This is a genomic window from Methanobrevibacter sp. UBA412, assembly GCA_002495685.1.
Classification (GTDB): domain Archaea; phylum Methanobacteriota; class Methanobacteria; order Methanobacteriales; family Methanobacteriaceae; genus Methanobrevibacter_A; species Methanobrevibacter_A acididurans.
Genome location: DAGJ01000019.1, coordinates 1 through 26,410, shown reverse-complemented (window position 1 = coordinate 26,410; position 26,410 = coordinate 1). Strand labels below are relative to the sequence as shown.

Here is a 26,410-nt window from a genome sequence, read left to right as displayed (position 1 = left end):
TCAACTAAGTTTTTGACAGAGCCTATCTTTACGCTCAGATAAACTCATGTTTAAAGAATTTTTAGTAGAAAAATTATAAGGCTTACCAACAATATCTTCTTTTTTAAAACCAAACAATTCTAAGTAAGCATCATTTACTTCTACAACCATCCCCTCTTGAATAATAATTAAAGGTGTTGTAGATTCATTAAAAATATGCTGAATCCTTTTCATATAATGAAAATCTGAAATAGCATCAACCATCTGCACTAAATAATCTTTATATCTAGATAAACGATAATTAGCATCAAATAATAACTCCTCATTAAAAAATAGTATTAATTTAAAGTTATTCATCCTATTTAAATTATAAGAATTATTATATATTTCAAAAAGACCTAATTCTTTAAATTTTGGGAAAATAATTTTTAAAGGTTTATTAAGGATTTGATTAGTGTTTAAAAATCCTAAATTAAGAAAGAAACGAAAACTAATATCTGAAAGATAAGAAATAGTATAATCCTCCCCATTATCATAAGGTTTAAAAACATCAACCCCATATTTTAAAGAAGTGATAAGTTCAGATAAATCATTTAGCGAGGAATCAAATTCACATTCAACATTACTAGTTTCTACAAAAAATTCATCTAAAGTAAAAGTAACAAAATTGATTATATGATTTTTATAATCAGTTAAAGCTAAACAATATGAATCCTCACCATAATTTGCAAATTTTTCAGAATATTTTTCTTTAAAAGAATCCTCAAATATATGATTAATACTTCCTATAGTTTTCAATTTTAACAAACCCATTATACAATTGTTTCCTAAATTCAAAAATATAATTATAAGTTATTAAATTCCAATTATTTATAATATTTCATTTAAAAAAAATTTTATATAATATAAATTTTTATAAATAAAAAAAACATAAATTATAATATTATGATTCCTAAAAATCATCCAAGATATGAATCCCTCGTTTTAAGAGATAAAATTAAAAATGCATTTAAAGAAGGTTACCTTGCTGATTCAGGTATGATAGCTCATGGAAGAGGAGAAACATTCGATTACCTTTTAGGTGAAAAAACTTGTCCTCCTGCAGAAGAAGCTATGAAAGTAGCAGTATGTAAATTATTACTAGCAAAAAACCCTGTACTCTCAGTTAATGGTAACACAACAGCATTAGTTATAGATGAAATAATTGATTTAGCTACCCAATTAGAATGTAAAATCGAGCTTAACTTATTCTATCGTAGTGAAGAACGTGTGCAAATTATTGAAAAAATGTTTAAAGAACATGGATGGGATGATATCCTTGGAACTAACACAAGTGAATTATTAAATATTGATGGAATAACAAATCCCCGATCAACTGCTTCACCTGAAGGCATTTACACTTCCGATGTGGTTTTAGTCCCATTAGAAGATGGGGATCGTGCAGAAATACTTGTTGAACATGGAAAAGAAATCATCACAATAGATTTAAATCCACTATCACGAACTGCTCAAATGAGTACAGTTACAATAGTGGACAATATTGTACGAGCAATTCCATACATGACAAAACTAGCTAAAGAATATAAAAACTATGAAACTAAAGATTTAGAAAAAATCATAAAAGATTTTAATAATAAAGAAAACTTAAAAAAATCATTAGATGAATTTAAAATAAAACAATAAACAAAAAGTAAAAATAAGTGATACAAATGAAAGTAATTGGAATCTCAGGACTACCTGGCTCAGGAAAAAGTTTCATTTCAAAATATTCTATAGAAAAAGGTTACCTTGTAACAAATATGGGTGATGTTATACGAGAAGAAGCAAAAAAACGGGGCGAAGATACAGGAACAACAGCAACTAATCTCAGATTAGAACATGGACAATATGTTGTAGCAAAATTCACAATAAACAAAGTTAAAGAATTAATAGAAACATGTCCAGATAACGAAAATTTAATAATAGTTGAAGGAATAAGAAGCCCATTTGAAGTAGAACTGTTTAAAGACGCATTCCCAGATTTCACATTAATATCAGTCTTTGCAAGCCCCCTAACAAGATTTAACCGTATAAGTAAAAGAGGACGTGGAGACGATACACAAGACATTAACAGTTTCAGATTACGTGACAAAAGAGAATTAGAATTCGGAATAGGTAATGTGATTGCAACAAGTGATTATATCATAGTAAACGAATCAACATTTGAAGAATACAACAATAAAATAGACACATTTTTTGATAAAATCTTAAATCATGAAACAATTTACTTACAATAACATTTTTACACTATTTTTTTTTAATTTAACTTTTTATAATCCACAGTCTTAATAGTATTATCAATTTCATTAAAAACTTCTTCAACACTATTATCTGCAGGGATAACATTCCAATTATAAATCACATTAGAAATTTTTTGACGTGTTTCATGTAAACTATCATAATTTTCAAACATTTCAGTTTCCTCTCCTCTTGAATCCATACGTTTTAAAGATTCATTAGGAGAAACATCTAAAAAGAACATATAATCACTAGTAGGTAAAATAACACAAACAATTTTATAAATAAACAAACCAACAAGTCCAGGAAGATAAGAAACAGCCAAAGTGTAACGAGTGAAAATAACAGTCTCAGCAGTACCATAATATTTAATAAGAGAATGAATCACATCTAAACCATAAAAAACTGTAGCTTTTAACTTATTTAATTCACCCCGGCCAAGTAATGCTTCTTTACTCTTTCGACCAAAAACAGTGTCCTTTGAAGGATGAGAACGTAAAACACAAGACCCCTTTTTACTATACTTTTTATAAAGTAAATGTGATTGAGTATCCTTACCAGATCCATCTAATCCATCCACAACTATAAATCTCATCTGAAAACACACCTTTAACTAAAATAATTTTTTTCCATCATAATAATACAGTTAATATCCAATAAAGTATTCCTGTTGATAATGGAACCATAATATTATCTAAACCTTTAGGACTAACACTTTCAACAAATGTTGCAATTAATGCAATTAAAACTAAACTAAACACATTAAAACTTGGAACACTAGCACCAACTAATAAATAAAATCCAACAATAACTAAACTAGACACTATAATAGCACAAAACATTCCCACAGAACCTTCCAATGTTTTATCATCACCTGTGAGATTATAAATATGCTTACCATACATTCCACCTATAACACTAGCAAAACCATCACCATAAGACATAGCACCAATACTTAAAGCAACAATACCAAGATTATTAGGGAATATAATTAAAAGAATTGTCCAAATAAATGCATAATAGAATAATCCAAGATTATGACCAGAACGAGTTGTTCCACTATTCATAATTTGAATTGGAGAATAATCTGTCATTAAAAACAATACTATTGCAATTGGTAAAGTAACAAAAATTGCCATTACAAGATTACTACTATAAAATGGCATTATAAATATTAAATTACCCATCATTATATGTAAAAATTTTCGTGAAAAAACAGATTCACTATTAAAAACTTTCTCTGAAATGAAAAATACAATTCCTACATAAACAAATGTGATTATCCATAAAAATATATCATACATATAATTAAACTTATTATTTAATATAGTATTTAAAAATTTATAAAAAAAGAATTGAATAAAAATTATTTATCTTCAAGTTCAGCATCAATTATATTATAAGTCCCATTATCAACATGCCAATCATTTACAGCTTCTAAAATTTTAATTCTCTTTTTAAAGATAGGACCATCAAGGACAAATGTTTCAGCTTCACCACCTTCAAAAGCTAAATTAATCCTACACTCCTTATTAACCTGTTTTAAATCCTCTAAAACTTCAGTTGTGATGTGTTTTCCAAGCCAAGATTCATTTAAACCATAAGCAAATACTCCACAAATTATTACATCAAATCCTTCACTTATAACAAGATTCATATATTCTTCAGGATCCATATGCCAATAAGGATTAATACAATCTAAACCAACTTCACTTGTTAATTTATCTATCCTAGATTTTTGGTATTGGCTGAATAAAGCACCAGTATAAACTGCTTCCACACCAAGATTTTTAAGTTTAATTAATTCTTTTTTCAAATCAACCAATTCTTCTTCTTTAACTCCTGAACTTTTACCTTGAATAAGAGGTATTCCTACAGCTTCACTAATAAGACTTGTTAAATCAATATTGGGAACATGGAACATGTAAGATTCTGGATTTTTACTTTTCATACTAAGTAAATATAATACTTCATCCCCATGCTTCAATGAATAATTTAAAGCCATTGTACTATCTTTTCCACCACTAAATAATATTGCAGATTTCATAAAAAACATTAATCCTATTAAATTCTTAATTAATAATATTAATTTTATATAAAATAGTATAAAAATTTTTTATAAATAAAATAGATTTTAATCTAAAAAAAAATAGTTTAAGGGTTTTTCTGACCCTGAAAAAAAATCATTTATTTATTATTTACTCATTTTTAAAATTTTTAAGGTAGATTTTATTTTACAAAACATCCTTTTAGAAAATGAAAAAAATAAACATCTATGAAATATTTATTTAAACATATTACCATTTCTTCATAGATGACACTTATAGTATCTCTTATTAGTTTTAAATCTTCTGCGATTAAAACTAGAAAATATTAACTAAATTAAATTTAAAAAAAAAGATTAAAAATGAGGATTATAATTTAATCCCCCAAAAAAAATAAGAATTTATTAAAAGGTACTAACGCCACTTAATATTACCTAAAAATCTTCTAATTGGATCTATATACACTCCAAGTAATGTTACAAATCCGCCAAGAATTGCACAAAATAGGACTACTACTGTAGAAGATGGCATATTATTTTGAGCATTAGCTATTGAATCATGTACAGGACCATTAACATCACTTACAACAATATTATCCTTAGATAATTCAGTTGTAATATGTTGCACACTACCAGCTTTAGCATCAACTTGTAATTCAATTACAGCATAACTGTAGTAAACACCATAATCAGTAAATAATCTTTCTTTTAAAGTTTTAAGATTATGTGTAAGATTATTATTAGTGAAATTTACATTAATTATACCTGCTTTATTATCTATATCCCAATTACTTAAATTAGCATTCATATACTCAATGTTTTTATCTAAATTAGCCGAAGTATTGTCCGAGAAAGGTTGAGTGTGAATTAAAATTCCTTTACTTGAAACATTATTCACTCCATCCATTTGTTCAATATTAGATTTTACTTGATTAATATTTGCTGAAGATGGAAGTTCAATTGTCATTATTTCATGACCACCATCAACAATTTGTGTTAAAGTTCCTACTGCTTGAGGATAACCTTGCAAGGTTGGTGTGATGAAAAAAGCTCCACCAACAACTCCCAAAATCACTCCTATAATAATCACTAATCCTATTTCTTTTTTCTTAATTAATGGGGTTAACATTCCCATTGAAAAACTAAAAATTAAAATTATAATAAATAATATGATTAGTATAGCTGCTGTTATAATATCCATAATAATTTATCCCAAAAAATATTTTTATTAATATTAATTAAATTGTTTTAAAAAAATTCATACTGAATATGTTATTATATTTCAGTACAAGTTTATTACTAATAATTATAATACAAGTAGTTTATAAAGTTTATCCATATTAGAACAAAATTTATTGAAAAAAAAGGTGAAAAATCAGTACATACAATAGAAAAAATAAGAATAAAATGAATAAAAAAAAATATATTTTAAAATTTAATTTTGACGATAATTATTTGCAGCATCAACAAATGAAACAAATAAAGGATGAGGTCTATTAGGTCTAGATTTAAATTCTGGATGGAATTGACAACCAACAAACCATGGATGATCTTTAACTTCTATAATTTCAACAAGGAAATCATCAGGAGTAGTACCAGAAATAGTCACACCTAAACTTTCTAATTTATCCCTATAATCATTATTAAATTCAAATCTATGACGATGTCTTTCTTTAACTTCAGGAACATTATAAGCTTCAGAAGTTTTAGTATCTGGAACTAATTTACAATCATATTGACCTAAACGCATAGTTCCACCCATATTCTTAACCTTTTTTTGCTCTTCCATCATATCAATTACTGGATAAGGTGTTTCAGTATCAAATTCTGTACTATTCGCATCTGTTAAACCATTTCGACGAGCAATCTCAATAATCATACATTGCATTCCAAGACAAATACCAAAAATAGGCACTTTATTATCTAATGCATAATCCACAGCTTCAAGTTTACCTTTAAGACCACGTTCACCAAATCCACCTGGAACAAGAATACCATCTAAATGTTTTAACTCATTTTTATTTAACTCATCAACATCACTAGAGAAGTATTCAATATTCATTTTAACACCTACTTCAGCAGCTGCATGATGTAATGATTCACGAATACTAATATATGCATCTTCATATTCAACATATTTACCTACAATACCAATAGTAACAACTGGACTTCGAATCTTTAATTTATCCACAACTTCAGCCCATTCATTAAGTTTATTAGGATTAGTGTCTATTCCAAGATTTAAACGATTATTTATAAAGTTCCCAACATCAAAATTATTTAAAACTAATGGAACTTCATAAATACTATCAGCATCAGGTGTATGAACTACTGCATCATATCCCACATCACAGAAATGTGCAATTTTCATACGTAAAGCATCATCTATAGGTTTAGGACTACGTGTAACAATCATATCTGGATTAATACCCATACTACGTAATTCTTTAGTAGAATGTTGAGTAGGTTTAGTTTTAAATTCTTTAGCAGCATCTAAATATGGTACAAAAGTAACATGTGCAAACATAACATTTTCAAAACCTTCCTCATTACGTAATTGTCTTAAAGCTTCAAGGAATGGTTGAGATTCAATATCACCAACAGTACCTCCAAGTTCGACCATTAAAACATCATAATTACCTTCAGCTGCAACTTCACGAATCATAGATTTAATTTGATCAGTGATATGTGGAATAATTTGTACACAAGCACCTAAAAATTCACCTTTACGTTCTTTCTCTATAACCGCACTGTAAACTTTACCGGTAGTAATATTAGAAACACCAGGTAACTCCACATCAAGGAATCTTTCATAATGACCTAAATCTAAATCTGTTTCCATCCCATCATAAGTTACAAAAACTTCACCATGTTGGTAAGGATTTAATGTTCCAGAATCCCAATTAAGATAAGGATCTATCTTAATTGCAGCAACTTTCAAACCAAATGAACGTAAAAGACGTCCTATACTTGCAGAGGTTATTCCTTTTCCAATTGAACTAACAACTCCACCAGTTATACAAATATATTTTGTCAGATTAATACTCTCCCAATTTTATAAAATTATAAAGTAAATTTATTTTCTAAATTATTGATAAAAATTATTAATAATATATCTATTTGATTTAATTAATATATTATACCTTATGCTAAAAAGATAATTTAACTAATTCATTTATAAACACCAAATGAATATTCGTGAAAAAATTTTTAGAAAAAAAATAAAAAAATTAACAAAAAGTAAACAAAACAAGAAGAAAATTAAAAATATATAATGTAATTAATCATAAATAATAAATTTAATTAAAAATAAGAAAAAATTAAGGATAAAAATATAAATAGTTTAAAGTTTATAAAAATAAGCATAAAATAAAAGGAGTATGAAAATTTATGTCATGGATATTAATAATTCTAGTAGTAATAATCCTCATTATAATCATATACTTAATTTCAACTTATAATGGATTAATTAATGCTAGAAACCGAGTAAAAAATAGTTGGAGTCAAATAGACGTACAACTTAAAAGAAGAATGGACTTAATTCCAAACTTAGTTGAAACCGTAAAAGGTTACGCAAGTCACGAAAAAACAGTCCTTGAAGATGTAACCAATGCCCGATCATCCTTAATGAATGCAAATGGTGTTGAAGAAACAAGTACAGCTAATAATCAATTAAGTGGAGCTTTAAAATCATTATTTGCAGTTGCAGAAAATTATCCTGATTTAAAAGCAAATACTAATTTCCAAAAATTACAAGACCAATTAGCAGAAACTGAAGATAAAATAGCATACAGCAGACAATTCTATAATGATACTGTATTAATGTACAATAATAAATGCCAAATGTTCCCAAGTAACATAATTGCTAACATGTTCCACTTCCAAGAAGAAGAATTCTTTGATGCACCAGAAGAAGCTGAAACTGTACCTAAAGTAGAATTCTAAAAGAACTTAAATAATAAATTATTTTTAAGGTAAAATATGAAAATTAATAAAAAAATATTCACATGTTTAATACTTTCAATATTCTTACTTTCAACCCTATCAGTTGCTTTTGCAGAAGATGATGATAAAGAATACAGTATAAGTCAAGCTTTACTTGATTTAACCGTGCAAAACAATGGAATGCTACACATCCAAGAAACATACCACTACATATTTAGTGGAACCTACAATGGAGTATACCGAGACATACCACTAAAAAGTGGTGAAAGCATAGAAAACCTGAATATAACAACAGACGGAGCATACAATAAATACACAATAACTAATGAATCAGGCACAGAACATATAAAAATTTATTTATATAGTGATGCTGCAAAAACACAACCTATCTCAGATACAAATGTTGATGTGCATATAAATTATGATTTTAAAAATGTTGTAACCCTCTATAAAGATACTGCATCATTACAGTACAAATTATGGGGAGATCAATGGGATGTAGATGTAGGCCAAGTCATAACAACCATACACTTACCATCAAATACAGGTAACCAATACTGGTTAAATCCACCACAATTTAATCAAACAAGTAGTATAACTGGTAACACAATACAATCCACAACTACAAGTATACCTAGTGGAGATTACTTTGAATTACAAGTAACAATGCCATTAAAAGACTTTTCAAATGCAGTTAATGCAAAACATGAAAATCGTAATGGTTTAAATGAAATCATGAAAACACAAGAAGATTATAAAAGTAGTACTGAATTTTATAATAACCTATTCTTAATAATCGGAATTCTATGTTGCATAAGTCCACTTGCACCTATAGGAGTATACTTAAAATATGGTAGAGAACCAAAAATCAACTACAATGGAATATATGAAAGAGAACTACCTACCAAAGACCCTCCAGCAATGATTAATGCTTTAATAGAAAATAGTAGTAATATCGGAACCCCTGATATGAAAGGTTTCGAAGCAACAATCATGGATTTAATTAATAGAAAAATCTTAAAATTAACAGTAGAAAATACAGATAAACCAGATAAAAAGAACTTATACTTAACCGTGAACAATGATAAAGCAGATAACTTAGATACTCACGAAAAAGATATTATAAATATTTTCAAAACCTTCTCAGACGATAATGGAACTTTAAGTTTAAACGATTTCCAAGATACATTAAGTAATAGAGAAAACGGTGAATGGTTTAAAGAAAAATATGAATTATGGCAAGAAGATTTCGCTTTCCAATATTTAAATGAGGACAAATTGAAAAAAATCTTTATAAATACTGGTTCCACAATATTTACATTTATTGGAATCGGAGGAATCATTTTATCTATCTTTATTGCTGCAATGGCACTATTAAGTACTATTCCAACAGCTACTTATTCCCTTGTTGGTGCAATAATAATTTTTATTACATCAATTATTTGTTTAATACTACCAGATGATGTTGGTGGTAGATGGACTGAAAATGGAAAAGAATTCCATGACAAATGGAAAAATTTCAAAAAATTCTTAAATGACAATAGTTTAATGAAAGAACATCCTCCAGAATCTATTGAAATCTGGAACCAATACCTTGTATATGCAGCAGCTTTAGGAGTTGCAGATAAAGTACATAAGGTTATGAAAATGGAATACTATGATAATTCAAGTTATGATCCATATTATAATGATACTTATATGTTCCATTCTTATGGTGGTTTCTTATTAATGGATTCAGCATTCAACACTGGTATGTCAACTGCTAATGCTACTGATAGTGATGGTGGTTTTGATATAGGTGGAGGATCTGGAGGTGGAGGTGGAGGAGCATTCTAAATGCTCTTTTACTTTTACTTTTTTTCTAAATTTTTTACTTTTTTTACCAAGTATTATTTAATAAATTTTTAATTAAATCACAACCAATATTAGAAGTTCCAAGAGAACCTTCACTATTAGTTTTTTCACTAAATACTTTAACATTATCCTTATTATCTTCATTAATACTTGAATAAACTGTAATTGGCACTAAATCTCTACTATGAGTTTTAAGTGGAACTGGTGTTGGATGATCTGGTAAAACAACTACTTTATAATCCCCATATTTTGGTAATTCTTTTAAGATTTTACCTAAAATGATTTTATCAATTCTTTCAATAGCTTTAATTTTTTCATCAATATCTGCAGCATGTCCTGCTTCATCAGGAGCTTCAACATGAATTATAACTAAATCATTATCTTTAAGTGCATTACATGCATATTCTGCTTTAGCTTCATAATCAGTGTCAAAGTATCCAGTTGCACCAGGGACATCAACTTTATTTAATTTAGTGAAAATAGCAAGACCTTTCAATAAGTCTACCCCAGTTATTACTGCAGCATCTATATTATATAAATCTTTAAATGCAGGCATACTAGGTTTAGTTCCTTGACCCCATAACCAAATCATATTTGCAGGATTCTTACCTTCACTTACACGTTTAAGATTTACTGGATGGTTTTTAAGTACTTCTTTAGATTCAAACATTATATCTTTAATAGTTTTACCATAACTTGTATCAAAATCAAGGTATTTATTAAAATCTTCATCCACTATATCGTGAGGTGCAGGTATTTCAAGTTTACTGGTGTTTATATCATGATAAACAAATAAATGTCTGTAACTTAAACCATGATGCCAAAAACCTTTAAAATCAGGGTATTTATCTTTAAAATGTTTATTTAATGCTTCCATTAATTCAGTTGCTTCTTCAGTACTTATATGTCCACTTGTAAAGTCAACAATTTTACCATCTTTTTCAGTAATTAAATTACAACGGAAAACAACATCTCCATCAACAGTTTCTATTCCTTGATTAGCAGCTTCTATTGGTCCTCGACCTGTATAATATTTATGTGGATCATAACCAAAAATACTCATATTAGCCACATCAGAGCCTACAGGTAAATCTTTAGGTGCATTTATTGTAAGTCCTGAGCATCCTTTTTCTGCAAGTTTATCCATATTTGGTTTTTTAGCTACTTCTAATGGTGTGTGATTGTTTAGTTCTGGTAATGGGTAATCACTCATACCATCACCTATCATTATTACATATTTCAAAATAATACACTTCCCTTTATAATAATTTAAAAAAAAAGAATGTTAAAAAAGAATAATAATTAAAATTTTTTTAAATTAAAAAAATAATTTTTTTAATTTTTTGTTCTAAGAATTGTTATTAAATCAGTCATCATAGCAGATGCTGTTTCAAGTGATCCTGCACCTTTACCTACAGTTGTGACTTCATCAGCTAAATCTGTTTTAAGTGTTGCCATATTTAATGTTCCATTTAAATCATAACTACTTCCTTGTTTAACTAATCTTGGAGAAACTTTTAAAGTTTTTGGAGAAACTTCAGTTATGAGTTTAATTAAATATCCATTTTCTTTAGCTAATGATACGGCTTCACTAGTTATATTGCTGATTCCTTCAACTTCAACATCACTATATGTTGCAGGTTGACCTAACACACTATTAGATAATATTACAGCTTTACATGCAGCATCTATACCTTCAACATCCTGTGTAGGATTAGTTTCAGCTATACCTAACATTTGAGATTCTTTTAAAGTATCAGGGTAACTTGAACCTTCACTAGTCATACGTGAAAGAATATAATTAGTTGTACCATTTAATATTCCAATTATACTAATAATTTGATTACCACTTAATGCATCTTTAGCATAATTAATTATAGGCATTGCCCCACCAACACTAGCTTCAAATTTAAACATTACATTATTTGCTTTAGCAGCATCATCTAATTCTTTATAATTTAAAGCTAAATGTCCTTTGTTACTTGTTACTACATCTTTTCCTTGTGAAAAAGCTTTTAATGTTAATGTTCTTGCAGGTTCACCATCATCAATATTAGTTGGAGTACATTCCATAAGAACATCATAATCCACATTATCTAATACATCAGTATCGGTATTTGTGGTTCCACAATTAGGACATTGCCCTAATTTACCTTTTTCGCTTTTTGTTTTAAGTAATTCTTCAACATTTAAACCATCTGGATTTATTGCTGAAGAACAAGAATCTGCAACTGCTACAATTTTAAGGTTGATTCCTAAAGTTTCTAGGATTTTATCTTTTTCCATCTTTATTGCTTTTACAATACCTTGACCTACAGATCCAAATCCCATTACAATTATTTTACATTCATCCATCAATGTCAACCCCTAAATCTTTTAGACCTCATTTATTACAAGTAAATCTTTTTCTTTAGCTATTTCTTGGACTTTTTTAAATGTTGTTTCTTTTTGTCCAATATCTGATTCAATTGTAATCATTGCTGAGGATTTATATTCTTTATCTAATTTTATATCTAATCCAACAACCCAAACACCATCTAAGACATTTATTCTATCAAGAGTGTCTCTTACATCAGTATCTATAACATCTCCAATGAGGATTGTGCTGATTCTTTGTTTTAAAATCACATCATCTTTTTCTAAAATGTTTATTCCCATTTCATCAAATTTATCTAAAACTGCATTAAGGTTATTTCTTTCTCCTTCAATTGTGATTTGTACAGGAATATAACCTTTTTCATTTTTAACTTTTCTTTGGTGAATGATTGTGACTAAATTTGCTCCTAAATCACCTATTGGTGATAAGACTGATACTAATTGTCCCGGAACATCTTGGATTTCTAAGACTAAATTCATTCTCATAATTACCACATCATAATTTTTTTATTAATTAATTTTAAAAGTAAGGAATAAAAAAGTCATCTTAAATAAAAAAAAATATTAAAATTTTTTTTATACCCAGTCTGCTTTTTTAACTACTACATTACCATCTTTATCTGTTTTAGTGTTTCTAACAATTCTAGCACTATCTTGTGGATGTGCTTCATCTTTTCTTTCTAAATTTAAATTATCCGTAATATAGTAAGTTTCTTCAAGATCTGGAATAGTGTCTAAAGATTTAGAGAAATTTTCTAAAATCTTTTCTGCATCTTTTTCTATCATTTATTGTTTCTCCATTTTTTTAATAAATTTATTAAATGTTTTATATTAATAATAAAATATGTTTTTTTATATTTATAAAAGTTTTTAAAAGGAATAGAATTGAAAATAAATAAATAATTTAAGTTTTCTAAAAAATTATATATTAAAAAAAAAAAATTTTAAATTGAAGATATATATTCTATGGTTAATTTATTAATTCATTTTTAAAATCATTTAAAATTTTATCAAAATCTACTTTTTTACTAGTCTGCTTTTTTAAGATTTTATCTATTCCAGAACCGTATTGTGCTGCTTTTTTAGGACGTTGTGCGTACTCTTTAGGTACTCCATATTTTTCTGCTGCTTGTCTTAGAATATGTTTTTTAAGTTTATCTTCAGGGTTTAAGATTTTATATTCTGAAGGTATTGTCATTGCAAGTTTTATAAGTTTATAATCAAGGTAAGGTACTCTTAGTTCTACACCATTTGCCATGCATGCTGCATCGTCACGTTCAAGGTTTACATTGTAAATATTTTCAATATCATTAGTTAATTCATTATTTAATCCTTGATAATCATGGTTTAAAACATGTTTCATGTATCTATTGTATCCTGCAAATAGTTCATCAGCTCCTTGTCCAGATAGTGCAACTTTTATTTTATCTTGTTTTATCATATAAGATGCAAGAAATATTGTCATACCCACCCCTAATTTCATAGGATTAGTGCTTTCAATACTTTTTATAACATCTTCAATACTATTTTCTACTTCTTGAGGAGTAATTACTTGAATTTTTAATGGTAAATCTAGAGTGGATGCTAATTTTTTACTATATTCTAAGTCTTTACTTCCAATATTTCCTACTGTATATAAGGTTACTTTTAAACCTGTTTTCAAACTAATTTTTTTTAAGATATATGCAAGAAATGCACTATCTACTCCACCGGAAAAGATTAAACCTACTTCAGATAAGTTCATAACTCTTTTATATACACTTTCATATAAAGTATTAGTTAATTGGTTCATGTAATCTTCATATGAAGCTTCATTACTTGTAATAGTTTTAAATAAATCATTAACTTCTATGATTTCATCATTATATAATATACATCCTGGTTTTAAGGTATTAATACTTGTTATTCCTGCTGCCCATAATGCTTTACGTTCAGAGGCAAAGCCCATAATATTTTCTTCTAATTTTGTTCCATAATATAATGGTTTTACTCCAACAGGATCTCTAGCTAGTATTAAGTTAGTATCATCTGTTATTGCAAAAGAATAATCTCCATCAATAATTTTTAGTGTTTCTATTATTGCAGTTTTAAGATTCCCACTAGTATTTTTTTTATTAATGATTAAATCTAAGAGCAGATGACTATCAGAACGTGTTTTTTCTTCATTTCCAATTTTTTTTATGATTTCAAGGTAATTGTAGATTTCTCCATTAAATATGAGTGTTAAGTTATCTTTTTTAATTGGTTGTGTGTTTATTTTAATTGCATCTTCAGGGTTTTTAACACTTGGGAATATGGAGAGGAGATTTTGTCCAAGTCCAATATTATAAGTCTGATTTTTTAAGTTTACTAGGTTTCGAGGGTTTTTTTTGAGTAATGATTCTTTATTGTTTGTTAAATAGATTCCTGATGCATCTGGGCCTCTATGTTGGGTTGTTTTCATCATTTTTCTTAATGTTTCTATTTTGATGTTTCCTTTTAATCCTATTATTGAGCACATGTAAATTTTTCCTTTGAAAAAAGTTTTTTTATATTTGTTTAGTATTTATTGATGGGATGTTAAATAAACTTTAAATATAACAATCGTTAAAGTAGTTATTGATAAAAAATAATTAAATAATAGAACCAATAAAAAAATAATTAATAAAAAATTAAAGTTTTTATTAAAAAAAACTAATCGAAGGGATTAATAATGAAGACTAAATCTGTCGGCATAGTCAAACCATTAGCAGTAACATTATCTGAAGAAATACAATTAGAATCAGGAAAATCAATAGATAATGTAACAATAGCTTACGAAACATACGGAAAATTAAACAAAGAAAAAAACAATGCCATATTAGTCTGTCACGCACTCACAGGAGATGCACATGCTGCAGGATGGCACGAAGGAGATAGTAAACCAGGATGGTGGGAAATCATAATAGGACCTGGAAAAGCATTAGACAGTGAAAAATATTTCATAATATGCAGCAACGTCCTAGGAGGATGCAAAGGAACAACAGGACCAGCAAGCATAAACCCAAAAACAGGAAAAGAATACGGAATAGACTTCCCAGTAATAACAATAAAAGACATAGTTAATGTAGAAAAAAAATTAATAGACCTACTTGGAATAGAAAAACTACTAGCAGTAATAGGCGGATCAATGGGAGGAATGCAAACCTTACAATGGACATTAAGTTATCCAGAAATGGTTAAAAAAGCAATACCAATAGCAACAACAGCAAGATCCAGCCCACAACAAATAGCATTCAACGAAGTAGGAAGACAATCAATAATCAAAGACCCATTTTGGCAAAACGGAGAATACTACCAAACAGACACAGCACCAGAAGCAGGACTTTCAGTAGCAAGAATGATAGCACACATAACATACCTATCCGATGAATCAATGTATTTAAAATTTGGAAGAGACCTACAAGACAAAGATGAAGTAACCTACGATTTCACAACAGATTTCCAAGTAGAAAGTTACCTTCACCATCAAGGAAAAACATTTGTCAAAAGATTCGATGCAAATTCATATTTATACATTACCAAAGCAATAGATTTATTCGATTTAAGTGAAAATGGATCCCTCATTGACGGATTCAAACCAATAAAATCTAAAATAGAATACATTAATGTTGACAGTGACTGGTTATATACTAATGAACAAGCAGAAGAAATATTAAGAGCAATGCAAGCAAACGGCATAGAAATATCTTACAGTGAAATAAAAAGTAACTATGGACATGACGCATTCCTACTTGAAGGTGGACAATTAAACTACCTTATATCACGGTTCTTACAAGATAATATTGTGGAAGATTTAATGAACACTGAAGTAATGACCATTACAGAAGATGCCAAAATAAAAAAAGCAGCGAAAATTATGATGGACCATTATGTAACACACTTACCTGTTGTAACAGAGGATAATAAACTTATTGGAATCATAACTGCATGGGATCTTTCAAAGGCAATAGCACAAGGTGGAGAAGAATTAAAAGACGTGATGACTGAAGATGTTAAATTCTGTAAAAAAGATGAAACTATAAGAACAATAGCAGGTAGAATGAAAGATGACGATATAAGTTGTTTACCTGTAATAGATGATAATGATGAACTTATAGGCGTAATAACAACTGATTTAATAAGTCATTTATTCACAAACACAGTATAAAAAAATAGTAAAAAAAAATTTATTAGTTCTAAAAAAAAGAATTTATACTAATTCTTTAAAAGAACTTTTAATATTTCTTATGCATATAAAATCCAATTACAAGTGCAGCAAGTACAATAAAAGCACAAATAAAGTATTGTAAATTATCATTATTATTTTTATCATTAGTTTTATTCACTTTAACTTCAGTATACTTTTTTGAATCAGAACTTGATGAATCAGGATTAGCACCAACATTTGAATTAGTTTGAACATTCAAAGAATCAGAAACCTGATTTTCTTGACTAGAATCATTATGGAGTGAATTAGTTAAATTACCACTCATACTATTAAGTGACTTAGCTAAATTATTTAGAGTATTAGTTACTTGTGAAGATGCATTATTAGTTTTAATTGGATTAGTACTATTAGTACTAGGATTCACATTAACCCCATTATTATTTGAATTAGAATTATTTTGGGTAATCCATTTAACCGGATTATTTGTGAAATTATTAAAACTTACACGATCTGCCCAAGAATACTTATAATCACTTCCATTAATTGGATCGTTTGTACCCCAATAATTATTATCGAAATTTGTAGTTTTAGAAGTAGTTAAATCAATGAAAATATCTTGAGCTTCAATCCATGCACTATTATTCATAATAATATTATTATTAACTGTAGCTGTAGAAGGTATTCCAGGGGTTTCTTCATCAATAAAGATAGCTCCACCAAACATTCCAGCATAATTATTAGTAATAACAGAATCAAAAACATTTAAAGGTCCGGAAGTAATAATTGCCCCACCACGAGTACCTGCAGTATTATTATTAATTGTTGAATTATAAACACTTAATTTACCTGGCCAATTATATAAAGCTCCACCCCATTCTCTTGCTGTATTATTCTCAAATAAACAACCATAAATGTAAGTGGTTGAATAAACTCCAACACGAACAGCTCCACCATCACGGTAAGCATAATTTAAGGTGAAAACACTATTATAAATATAACTATCACCTTTATAAGTAGTAATAGCTCCACCATCATGACCTGCATAATTATTGCAGAAATAAGAATTATTCACAAACAAATAGGATTTAAGATCAACTTCACCACCACTATAAATACCTCCACCATTGATTGTATGAGCAGTGTTATTTATAAAATTACAATTATCAACATATAAAGAAGAATTCTGGGAATTTATACCACCACCAAAATCTGCACCCCATCCATTAATAAAAGTAAGATTTGACACATAAACAGTACTAAAATTATTTATAATAAAAATACTATTAGCTTTCTTACCATCAATAATCACATCATCAGAATTACCATTACCTGAAATAGAAATACTCTTATTAATAATAACTCCAGATTCATTATAAACTCCAGGATTTAAAATAATAGTACTATTTATAGCTGCTTTATTAACAGTATCATTTATAGAATCACCTGGATTAATATAAATAATATTAGGAGAATTAGTGCTAGATACACTATTATCTGTAGAGTTACTTATAATATTAGTGGAATTATCATTACTTGTTAAGCTTTCTGCTGATACACAAGTGATTGAAGATATTAATGCAAAAAGTAAGATTAAAATAACAATCTGTTTTATAGGTTTAAAATTTGTCACCTCCATTATCAATCATTTTTAATGAAAAACATGTCTATATGATAATATATTCACATCAATAAATAAAACTTACCCTTAAAAATTTAAGGATGAAAAATGAAAAAATAGTAATAAAAAAAAGAATATTTTATAATTTAAATTTAACAGCTAAAGTAGAAAAACCCTGATCCATATCAGTAGTAACACTAACACGATCAAATTTAGGGAAACTATCACGAATATGAACCAATTTACGTAAATCAATTTCTAATTCAGTAACATAAAATTCAAAACCATTATCAAAAAAATAAGTTTCTTTACGACACTTCAAACCAGCACCATAAAAAAATTCTTCAATTCTAGAATCTAAATCAAACATTTCATTAGAAGATAATTCTTTACCTTTAATAACACTTATAATATCATCTTCTAAACCCTCTTCTATAGGATATAAACGTAATTCTTGTTCCATTTCATTAAAACTTTCTAAAATACTATCTTTATTTAATTCAACCATAAAAATCACTCAAAAAAAAATAGAAAATTAATTTATATTTAAATTTTTCAAATATTCATAAAAATTAATAAATAAATTATAAAAACAGTGAATAATAATTAAAAAAAATCATTTACTATCCTAAAATATGCATTATTTACTTTCTATGTTTAATTTACTTATTGCTTCTTTAGCAGCTAATTGTTCTGCATCTTTCTTATTTTTACCTACTCCAGTTCCGTACTGTTCTCCATCTATTAAAATGCACATTTTAAATGTTTTATTATGAGGTAATCCTTTTTCTTCTAATAATTCATAATCGACTTTTACTTCATTTGCATCCCCATATTCTTTAATAGAAGATTTATAATCATAAAAAAAGATTAATTTTTGTTTTATATAAGGATAAATGGTTTCGATTAAAAATTTTTTTACTGTATCAAATCCTTGATCTAAATATATTGCTCCTAAGAAAGATTCAAAAACATCTGCTGTTATACTTAATACCTCGTTTTTTGTTAAGTAACTGTCTTCAAAATCTAATTTAACATATTGATCTAAACCAAATTTATGTGAGTAAAAGATTAATGCTTGTTGGCATACATAATTTGCCCGAATTTTTGTTAGTTTTCCTTCACCAAAATTAGGGTGCATTTTAAATAAAATGTCTGATACGAACATGTTTAATATAGAATCTCCTAAAAATTCTAATCTTTCATAATCTAAGGGTAATTCCTGTTTCACCGCATAAGAGGAATGTGTGAAAGCTGTTTCATATATATCTAAGTTGTTTGTTTTAATGTTAAATTTATTTAATAATTCGTTCATTCAAATCACAAAAAAATAAAGTAATTTTAAAGCTAATAAATATTTTATTCGTTTTTGTATTTAATTATTTTCCAAATTTTTCAAATCAAAACCTTTTTTTACTTTTCATTTGCTCTCGGATAAGTCATTTATAAACTAATTATTAAATTATTACTTAACCAAAATAAAAAGGAAAAATCTATAATAAAAATTAAATTTAATTAGATTAACCTTTTTAATATAGGTGTTTATTTAAATTAAAGGGATAAAAAAATATTTACAGATTAATAGATGATTTAAATGCTTAAAATTAAAATATGAATGTAAAATAATAGTAAAACAAAACATACACATTTTTTGAGTACTATTGATTTATACAAACATAATTTTAAAGTAAGCATAAACTAAAATCATGAAAATATTTTTCTTAATATATCCCTTAATTTTATGATTATAACAATTAAAAAAAAATAATGATTGAAAAAAAGAGGATAGATAAAAATGATATTAAATTGGTGTGAAGAAATTACAGAACTTGATCCTAGTATTGATTTTCGTAGATGTGGAGGATGGTTAAAAACTGTTGAAGGATTAGATAAAAGTGTAATGAATGGTTACAGTATTACTGGAGATTTTGTTAAAGCTGGAGACTATAAAGAAGAAATGAAAAATGGATTATATCTTGATTGTAATAAAGAAGGTAGGAAATCTAAACCTAAACAAGATATTCGTTTAATCAGATTACATGATGGGAAATTAACTTTAGTTGATCAAGTTTATGATGGTAAAAAGAATTGGGCTGTAGATTTATGGGATAGTATTGGTGAAGAATTAAATGCTAACTATAAACAGGATGAAGCTGAAAAATTAACTAGTTTAATTCTTGATAAAACTGGTAAAGATAAAAAATTAATTAATGATATTATTAATAATTTAAGTTTAAAAGTAGAAGATTTTTAAATTTTTTTAATTATTTTTCCAGGCACTCCAGCTACAATTACATTATCTTTAACATCTTTTGAAACTACTGCTCCTGCAGCTATTATACTATTTTTTCCAATTGTAACACCTGGCAATATTGTAGCATTAGTACCAATCCATACGTTTTCTTTAATATGTATAGGTTTAGAAATTAATGTAGTTCTTTCTTCTGGTTTTATTTTATGATTTGTGGTTATTAAATTTACTTTTGGCGCTATGATTACATTATCATCTATTGTTATTCCTCCTTGGTCTAGTAGGCTGCAGGAATGGTTTATGAAAATGTTTTTTCCAAGTTTTATATTATGACCATAGTCTAAGTATATAGGAGGTATTATGTATACTGATTCGTGTATTTTATAACCGAATTGTTTACTTAGTATTTTTCTTATTTCATCTTTACTTAGTATTGTAGTGTTTATTTTTTGTACTGTTTTTAATGTTTCATCGAATGTTTTGTAAAGATTTTGGATTTCTGGATCGGTTTGTTTGATTTCTTGTCCTTCTTGGATTCTTTGGAATATATTGTTTTCAGGTTTCATTTTTTTTAGTATAAGTTGAATTGGAATATATGTGTTTCTTTCTATACTTATTTTATTAAATTTAGAATGTGTGAGTTTTTCATTTCTTTTAAGGTTTATGGAGTATGTTTATTTTTTTGTTTTTATGGATTAATATAATTTTTTTAAAAAAAAAGTAGTTAATAATAATACATAAAAAAGTATTACTAAAATAGTATAAAAAAAAGAAAAAATAAATAAGTAAAAACCCATTTAAACTAATCTTTGACCAGTAACAGGTTTTTTATTTTGCCAATTGTAACTTCGCATCTTCTTAGATTTACCGAAACCACAAGAAGCACAAACTTTCTTACGAACATGGTAAGTGTTTCTACCACATCTTCTACAACGAATATGGGTTTTCTTATTCTTCTTACCCATACTAGGTGTTCCTTTCACTGCAAATTCCTCCCTTCAAACTTATTATCTATTAGTGAAATATCTTATAAGATTTAAATAAAAATTATATAATTCAACAAATAATTAACTAGAAAAAGAAAAAATATAATCTAAAAAAATAAATATTTTTTACTAATTAAATTAAAATAATTGAATAAAAATTTTAATAAAAGAAATATTTTAATAAAATAAAACATTCCCAAAAATATTACGCATATATATGTAATTAATCAAGAAAAAAGACTATCTAAGGTGAGATATATACTATATTATCTCCTCGAATGAGGACAGTACCTAATCTTCTTGCAACATCTCCATTTTCTAATTCTTCAGCATCATTAAGTACAAGATTCATATGTAAATCAAAACTTTTTAATGTACCTCTGAATTCACGATCTCCTTTGAGTTTGATCAATACTGGAGAGTTTAATGCTTGACCTAATGCGTCAAGTGGTCTTTGAACATTTTGTTGTCCGCTCATGATTATCACCTATACTATAATAAATATGTTAGCTTCCTATTTAAAGGTAACTATTAAAAAAATATTTAACAGTATCCAAATAAATAAAAACTACAAATTAATAATTTTTTTCTGTAATTTAATAATTAAAACAAAGCAAAAAAATAAAGCCCATTTTAAACAAATTATTAAATTAATTTAAAAATAAAATACTTATTTTAATGATTTAATCTTAATTACAACAATAATATAATATAGTCCAATAAAGTATATAAAGGTTTAGCCTTAAGTATAATAAATTATTAATCATATAAACAACAAAATAATAAAAATAATAAAGAATTAAATGGTGGAATAATTTGAAAGTCAAAAAACGATACTTCTTAAAGAAAAAAAAGATTAAAGAAATCAAAAAACAATTAGGAGAATACGGTACACTAATAAACAACAAAGATAGTGTAGAATTACTAGAAGTAGACCCAAACGATTTCGTTCTTGTAAATGGTAAACCATACATCATAATGATTAACAACAAACCATACCCAACACTAAAAGCAGCACTCTACGAAGATTTAAATTCAAAAACCGTAGTAGTAGATATGGGAGCAGTTAAATTCATGACAAACGGGGCAGATGTAATGAGTCCAGGAATAACACAAGCAGACTCTACAATAGAAAAAGGAGATGTGGTGTTAGTAGTGGATGAAAACCATCACAAACCATTAGTAATGGGAGAAAGTTTAATAACTGGTCCTGAAATGGAAGAAAATGATACAGGAAAAGCAATAAAAACATTACATTACATAGGCGACGATATCTGGGAATTCGAATTATAATAAAATTTGGGAGGATTAATATAAAATGGTGAAACTAAGACTAGAAGCAGGAAACATAAAAAACACAAGAGTTCATAAAGTAGGAGTACTAGCATTAGGATCACACCTTGAAAACCACGGCCCATCATTACCAATAGACACTGATGCAAAAATAGCTTCCTACGTATCACTCATTGCAAGTTTAAATAGTGGATGCAGATTTTTAGGTGTAGTATTCCCTGCATATGAATTACCAACAATACATCATGGTGTACACTACGAACTAAAAGATGTAGCTTACGAAATAACAAAAACATTAAAATCTGCAAAACAATACCTAAAAATTGATCGATGCATAATAGTAAATGGTCACGGTGGAAACATACCCATATACCAATACTTAGATTTTATAGAAGAAAAATCAGGAGTAACAATACAAGTAAATAATAGTATTGTAGAAAACGAAGGACCCCATGCTGCATCAGGAGAACTAAGTATGGGTAAAGTACTAGGAATACTTGATGAAAAGCAAATAAAAAACCAAGCAGATACTAATATTTATGGAGAAGTAGGATTATCACAATTTAAACAAGCAAGATTAGATGATCCGGGTATTGAATCAGGTGCACGAGACGTGGAAGAAAACGGTGTATACGTGGATAAGGTATATGGGGAACAATTAATAAACTTATGCGTAAGCAGTGTCCTATTTGATATAGAAAAATTAAGTGACTTCTAAAAAAAAAGTATTAAATTTTTATAATAAAAATTACTTAATATTCTTTTAAAAAATCAATGATATTATAATGTTTTATACCATCTTGTGAGAAGTCAAATTGATCTGCACTTATAACAATCTTTGGGAAATTATCATTAATTTTTAATAATTCACCAAATTCTCTTTCTTTTGTTTTTTTACTATCTAATAAGTAAGTTACTTGAATATAAACTTTTTGATCATGTTTTTTACAAATCAAATCTATTTCTTTATTTTTTATCTCACCAATGGTTACCTTATAACCTAATCTTAACATTTCATTATAAACAATGTTTTCAAAAACTTGACTTAAATCTCTATTATTACATAAACATAATGCTTGACGAAAACCATGATCAGTTAAGTAATATTTTTCTTTAGATTTCAAAACTTTTTTACTTACTAAATCTTCTCTTTTTACTTTATGTATCAAACATGCATTTTCACAATAACTTAAATAATTGTATAATGTATTTGGACTTACATTGATTCCTTGATTTTTGAAATATTTAGAAATACTATAACCCGAAAATGTATGTCCAATATTTAAACTTATATAATGCATTAAATTGTTTAAAACCTTTGGATTTTTAACATTATACTTAGTTACTACATCTTTTAAGAGTATTGCATTATATAAATCTTCTAAGTACATTAATTTATTATCTTCATCTAATGTTAAGAGAATAGGTAATCCTCCATATGCAATATATTCATTAAATATTTCCCAATTACTTTTTTTCTTATTATTTTCTTGATAATATTGTGATATTTCCTTAAAACTAAATGGATAAATTGGGATTTCAATATATCTTCCTGTAAGATAAGTACTTAATTCCCCACTTAATAATTTACTATTTGAACCTGTAATATAAATATCACATTTAAAATCTAACATAAAACCATTAATGCTTCTTTCCCATCCATCTACATTTTGTATTTCATCAAAAAAAAGATAAACTTTATTTTTTTTATTTTCTAAAATTTTTGTAATATAATTGTTTAATTCTTCATTAGTTTTTATGTTTTGAAATTTGGATGAGTCAAAATTTAAATAAATTATATTAGATTTTAATATTCCCTTGTTTTCTAATTCTTCCATTATTAATTTTAGCATTACAGATTTTCCGCAACGACGTATACCAGTTAAAACTTTTATGATATCTTTATCAATTAATGGTTTAATTTTATTTAAATAAGAATCTCTTTTTAATGTATACATTTTTAAAACCTTTTTATAAATTTTTTAAAAAATTGTTTCCAATTATATTATATATAAATAGAATATTCCATATAAACTTTTTTAAATACACTGAAAAAAATAGGAAAAAACATACAAATTTTAAATACACTGAAAAAAATTATAAAAATGAATCTAAAAACTTTAATAACTTAAAAAAAATAGGAAAAAACATATATAAGATTTAAATCTAAATATTTTAAAAGTGATAAAATGGATGAACACATTATTGAAGCATTAGGTAAATCTAAAATAGTGATTAAAGATGGGAAAATTGTAAACATTGGTGAACCAAAAATAGATTACTGCCCACTATTTCATAAACATAGAAATATTGAAAAACTTACTAAAGATAAAATAAAAGAAAACATTGAATTTCGTATAAAAGATTTTGGTATGTGCACAGCAGAACGTGAAATCAGAATGAAAGACTTCTTAACATTCGGAATCTCTGAAATAACATCATCATTAATTGAAGAAAATATTATAGATTGTGCCGTAATGGTCTGTGAAGGTTGTGGAACCGTAATATTAGATAATCCTGAAATTGTTCAAGGAGTAGGTGGAAGAGTATCTGGACTTATAAAAACAAGCCCTATACCTGAAATAATAGAAAAAATAGGTATTGAAAATGTAGCAGATCCCAAGAATACTACAATTAATCAAGTTGAAGGTGTGAAACTTGCAATAAATAGAGGTTTTAAAAATATTGTTGTAACTTTGGCAGGTTGTGATGGTTTAAATGAAATCCAGAAATTAAAAGATTCTAATCCTGATGTTAATATTTACATTTTTGGTGTTCACACCACAGGTTTAAGCAAGAAAGATGCAAGTGAATTAATAAGTAATTGTGAAATTATAACTGCTTGTGCTTCTAAATATGTTTGGGAGATTTGTGAAGAAAATAATGTTTATAAAGTAGGTGAATCTGTACCTATTTATGCTATAACTCCAAAGGGTGCTGAATTTTTAAAATTGAGATTAGATAAAATTGGTGGAGTTAAGCCTAAAAAAGATAATCCTAGAATACCTGAACCATTAATTTAAAATTTTTTTAAAAAAAAGTAGAATAAAATTGTGAATCTCCCATATAATTAAAACGGGAGATTTAATAACCATTACTTATAGAGGAGTCTTCACTATATTGGGTTTCATTGCTTGTATCCATTCCGAGTAATGATTTTACAGTATCTTTAACATTTGTTAAGATATCTTGATTATTATTAGAAGATTGAGTATTTGAATCCCCATCACTTACTGAATAATCAGAACTTACACTACCTGTATCACCATTATCAGATCCTGTGATTGATGATGTTTGAAATGCACCATATGTTGCCATTGCACAGCAGGCACTTAAACCGAATGCTATTATTGCAATTACAAAAAATACTAATGCTGTTGCTGCTTTATTTGCCATTTATTTTTTCACCATCCTTCAATAAAATTTTTGTTAATATAATTCTTTGTATATGTATGTTTATTATTAAATATAAATTTGGCCCCAAATATTAAAAACTTGTTTTTCTGATTTTTATTTTTTTAATAATTTTAGGCTCTGTAGAAACCCTATTTTTGAGGTATTTTTGTTGATCTGTAGAAGTTGTAGAATGTGTTTTTGAGTTTGGTTTCTTTATTTGACA

Annotated in this window: 28 protein-coding genes; 9 read left to right on the top strand and 19 right to left on the bottom strand. The window is 27.1% G+C overall.

Annotated features, from left to right (window positions below; genetic code table 11):
• Positions 1 to 777 (bottom strand): PAS domain S-box protein, encoded by a 777-nt coding sequence (locus BP997_RS05440; protein WP_409198932.1) that lies wholly within the window; start codon positions 775 to 777, stop codon positions 1 to 3.
• 147 nt (positions 778 to 924) lie between these two features.
• On the opposite strand from BP997_RS05440, the gene BP997_RS05435 reads away from it, so the two are divergent.
• Entirely contained in the window at positions 925 to 1,662 is a 738-nt protein-coding gene (locus BP997_RS05435; protein WP_409198931.1) for a 4-phosphopantoate--beta-alanine ligase, read from the top strand.
• Positions 1,663 to 1,688: 26 nt separating this feature from the next.
• On the top strand, positions 1,689 to 2,255 hold the full coding sequence (locus BP997_RS05430) for an AAA family ATPase (protein WP_409198930.1): 567 nt from the start codon (positions 1,689 to 1,691) through the stop codon (positions 2,253 to 2,255).
• 20 nt (positions 2,256 to 2,275) lie between these two features.
• Here BP997_RS05430 and BP997_RS05425 read toward each other — a convergent pair whose 3' ends face one another.
• The 5 genes from BP997_RS05425 to BP997_RS05405 form a co-directional block, all read right to left on the bottom strand.
• On the bottom strand, positions 2,276 to 2,851 hold the full coding sequence (locus BP997_RS05425) for a thymidylate kinase (protein WP_409198929.1): 576 nt from the start codon (positions 2,849 to 2,851) through the stop codon (positions 2,276 to 2,278).
• Positions 2,852 to 2,888: 37 nt separating this feature from the next.
• A complete protein-coding gene (locus BP997_RS05420) occupies positions 2,889 to 3,560 on the bottom strand; it encodes a diacylglycerol/polyprenol kinase family protein (RefSeq protein WP_409198928.1) in 672 nt (223 codons plus the stop codon).
• Positions 3,561 to 3,622: 62 nt separating this feature from the next.
• Positions 3,623 to 4,303: a TIGR00289 family protein gene (locus tag BP997_RS05415; protein WP_409198927.1), complete on the bottom strand. Its 681-nt coding sequence runs from the start codon at positions 4,301 to 4,303 to the stop codon at positions 3,623 to 3,625.
• A gap of 412 nt (positions 4,304 to 4,715) precedes the next feature.
• Complete coding sequence (locus BP997_RS05410; protein ID WP_413828987.1) at positions 4,716 to 5,501, bottom strand: hypothetical protein; 786 nt, start codon at positions 5,499 to 5,501, stop codon at positions 4,716 to 4,718.
• 234 nt (positions 5,502 to 5,735) lie between these two features.
• A complete protein-coding gene (locus BP997_RS05405) occupies positions 5,736 to 7,337 on the bottom strand; it encodes a CTP synthase (RefSeq protein WP_413828991.1) in 1,602 nt (533 codons plus the stop codon).
• Between the two features lie 353 nt (positions 7,338 to 7,690).
• On the opposite strand from BP997_RS05405, the gene BP997_RS05400 reads away from it, so the two are divergent.
• Both BP997_RS05400 and BP997_RS05395 read left to right on the top strand, forming a co-directional pair.
• Complete coding sequence (locus tag BP997_RS05400) at positions 7,691 to 8,245, top strand: LemA family protein (protein ID WP_409198925.1); 555 nt, start codon at positions 7,691 to 7,693, stop codon at positions 8,243 to 8,245.
• A 36-nt stretch (positions 8,246 to 8,281) separates the two neighbouring features.
• Positions 8,282 to 10,081, top strand: a complete 1,800-nt coding sequence (locus BP997_RS05395; protein WP_413828985.1) for a DUF2207 domain-containing protein — start codon at positions 8,282 to 8,284, stop codon at positions 10,079 to 10,081.
• A gap of 43 nt (positions 10,082 to 10,124) precedes the next feature.
• Here the strand turns inward: BP997_RS05395 and BP997_RS05390 are convergent, their stop codons facing one another.
• The 5 genes from BP997_RS05390 to BP997_RS05370 form a co-directional block, all read right to left on the bottom strand.
• On the bottom strand, positions 10,125 to 11,342 hold the full coding sequence (locus tag BP997_RS05390; protein ID WP_413824900.1) for a cofactor-independent phosphoglycerate mutase: 1,218 nt from the start codon (positions 11,340 to 11,342) through the stop codon (positions 10,125 to 10,127).
• A 92-nt stretch (positions 11,343 to 11,434) separates the two neighbouring features.
• Positions 11,435 to 12,454: a homoserine dehydrogenase gene (locus BP997_RS05385; RefSeq protein WP_409198922.1), complete on the bottom strand. Its 1,020-nt coding sequence runs from the start codon at positions 12,452 to 12,454 to the stop codon at positions 11,435 to 11,437.
• A 21-nt stretch (positions 12,455 to 12,475) separates the two neighbouring features.
• On the bottom strand, positions 12,476 to 12,961 hold the full coding sequence (locus BP997_RS05380; RefSeq protein ID WP_409198921.1) for an amino acid-binding protein: 486 nt from the start codon (positions 12,959 to 12,961) through the stop codon (positions 12,476 to 12,478).
• Positions 12,962 to 13,051: 90 nt separating this feature from the next.
• The gene (gene gatC / locus BP997_RS05375; protein WP_409198920.1) at positions 13,052 to 13,261 is read right to left on the bottom strand and encodes an Asp-tRNA(Asn) amidotransferase subunit GatC; all 210 of its coding nucleotides are present in this window, start codon (positions 13,259 to 13,261) and stop codon (positions 13,052 to 13,054) included.
• A gap of 184 nt (positions 13,262 to 13,445) precedes the next feature.
• Positions 13,446 to 14,975 (bottom strand): asparagine synthetase B family protein, encoded by a 1,530-nt coding sequence (locus BP997_RS05370; RefSeq protein WP_413828983.1) that lies wholly within the window; start codon positions 14,973 to 14,975, stop codon positions 13,446 to 13,448.
• A gap of 192 nt (positions 14,976 to 15,167) precedes the next feature.
• Here BP997_RS05370 and metX point away from each other — a divergent pair, with 192 nt between their 5' ends.
• On the top strand, positions 15,168 to 16,643 hold the full coding sequence (gene metX / locus BP997_RS05365; protein WP_413828981.1) for a homoserine O-acetyltransferase MetX: 1,476 nt from the start codon (positions 15,168 to 15,170) through the stop codon (positions 16,641 to 16,643).
• 67 nt (positions 16,644 to 16,710) lie between these two features.
• Here metX and BP997_RS05360 read toward each other — a convergent pair whose 3' ends face one another.
• From BP997_RS05360 to rnc, 3 genes are all read right to left on the bottom strand, one after another.
• A complete protein-coding gene (locus tag BP997_RS05360) occupies positions 16,711 to 18,279 on the bottom strand; it encodes a hypothetical protein (protein WP_413828500.1) in 1,569 nt (522 codons plus the stop codon).
• A gap of 121 nt (positions 18,280 to 18,400) precedes the next feature.
• Entirely contained in the window at positions 18,401 to 18,769 is a 369-nt protein-coding gene (locus BP997_RS05355) for a hypothetical protein (protein WP_409198916.1), read from the bottom strand.
• A 132-nt stretch (positions 18,770 to 18,901) separates the two neighbouring features.
• A complete protein-coding gene (rnc, locus tag BP997_RS05350) occupies positions 18,902 to 19,576 on the bottom strand; it encodes a ribonuclease III (protein WP_413828979.1) in 675 nt (224 codons plus the stop codon).
• A gap of 480 nt (positions 19,577 to 20,056) precedes the next feature.
• On the opposite strand from rnc, the gene BP997_RS05345 reads away from it, so the two are divergent.
• Positions 20,057 to 20,515 carry a hypothetical protein gene (locus BP997_RS05345; RefSeq protein ID WP_409198914.1) on the top strand — a complete coding sequence of 153 codons (459 nt, stop codon included), beginning with the start codon at positions 20,057 to 20,059 and terminating at the stop codon, positions 20,513 to 20,515.
• Here the strand turns inward: BP997_RS05345 and BP997_RS05340 are convergent.
• The 3 genes from BP997_RS05340 to BP997_RS05330 all read right to left on the bottom strand — a co-directional run bounded on the left by BP997_RS05340 (position 20,512) and on the right by BP997_RS05330 (position 21,976).
• Positions 20,512 to 21,078 (bottom strand): sugar O-acetyltransferase, encoded by a 567-nt coding sequence (locus BP997_RS05340; RefSeq protein WP_409198913.1) that lies wholly within the window; start codon positions 21,076 to 21,078, stop codon positions 20,512 to 20,514. The two genes, BP997_RS05345 and BP997_RS05340, sit on opposite strands and share 4 nt — an antisense overlap.
• A gap of 231 nt (positions 21,079 to 21,309) precedes the next feature.
• Complete coding sequence (locus BP997_RS05335; protein ID WP_409198912.1) at positions 21,310 to 21,495, bottom strand: 50S ribosomal protein L37e; 186 nt, start codon at positions 21,493 to 21,495, stop codon at positions 21,310 to 21,312.
• Positions 21,496 to 21,742: 247 nt separating this feature from the next.
• On the bottom strand, positions 21,743 to 21,976 hold the full coding sequence (locus tag BP997_RS05330) for an LSm family protein (RefSeq protein WP_409198911.1): 234 nt from the start codon (positions 21,974 to 21,976) through the stop codon (positions 21,743 to 21,745).
• 338 nt (positions 21,977 to 22,314) lie between these two features.
• Here BP997_RS05330 and BP997_RS05325 point away from each other — a divergent pair, with 338 nt between their 5' ends.
• Both BP997_RS05325 and arfB read left to right on the top strand, forming a co-directional pair.
• The gene (locus tag BP997_RS05325) at positions 22,315 to 22,791 is read left to right on the top strand and encodes an RNA-binding protein (RefSeq protein ID WP_409198910.1); all 477 of its coding nucleotides are present in this window, start codon (positions 22,315 to 22,317) and stop codon (positions 22,789 to 22,791) included.
• A gap of 25 nt (positions 22,792 to 22,816) precedes the next feature.
• Positions 22,817 to 23,509, top strand: coding sequence for a 2-amino-5-formylamino-6-ribosylaminopyrimidin-4(3H)-one 5'-monophosphate deformylase (gene arfB, locus BP997_RS05320; RefSeq protein WP_409198909.1), 693 nt, complete (start codon positions 22,817 to 22,819; stop codon positions 23,507 to 23,509).
• 34 nt (positions 23,510 to 23,543) lie between these two features.
• On the opposite strand, the gene BP997_RS05315 is transcribed toward arfB, so the two are convergent.
• Positions 23,544 to 24,749 carry an ATP-binding protein gene (locus BP997_RS05315; protein WP_409198908.1) on the bottom strand — a complete coding sequence of 402 codons (1,206 nt, stop codon included), beginning with the start codon at positions 24,747 to 24,749 and terminating at the stop codon, positions 23,544 to 23,546.
• A 231-nt stretch (positions 24,750 to 24,980) separates the two neighbouring features.
• Here BP997_RS05315 and BP997_RS05310 point away from each other — a divergent pair, with 231 nt between their 5' ends.
• On the top strand, positions 24,981 to 25,814 hold the full coding sequence (locus tag BP997_RS05310; protein WP_413828977.1) for a methanogenesis marker 8 protein: 834 nt from the start codon (positions 24,981 to 24,983) through the stop codon (positions 25,812 to 25,814).
• Positions 25,815 to 25,875: 61 nt separating this feature from the next.
• On the opposite strand, the gene BP997_RS05305 is transcribed toward BP997_RS05310, so the two are convergent.
• Positions 25,876 to 26,187 (bottom strand): hypothetical protein, encoded by a 312-nt coding sequence (locus tag BP997_RS05305; RefSeq protein ID WP_409198906.1) that lies wholly within the window; start codon positions 26,185 to 26,187, stop codon positions 25,876 to 25,878.
• Positions 26,188 to 26,410: the final 223 nt, after the last annotated feature.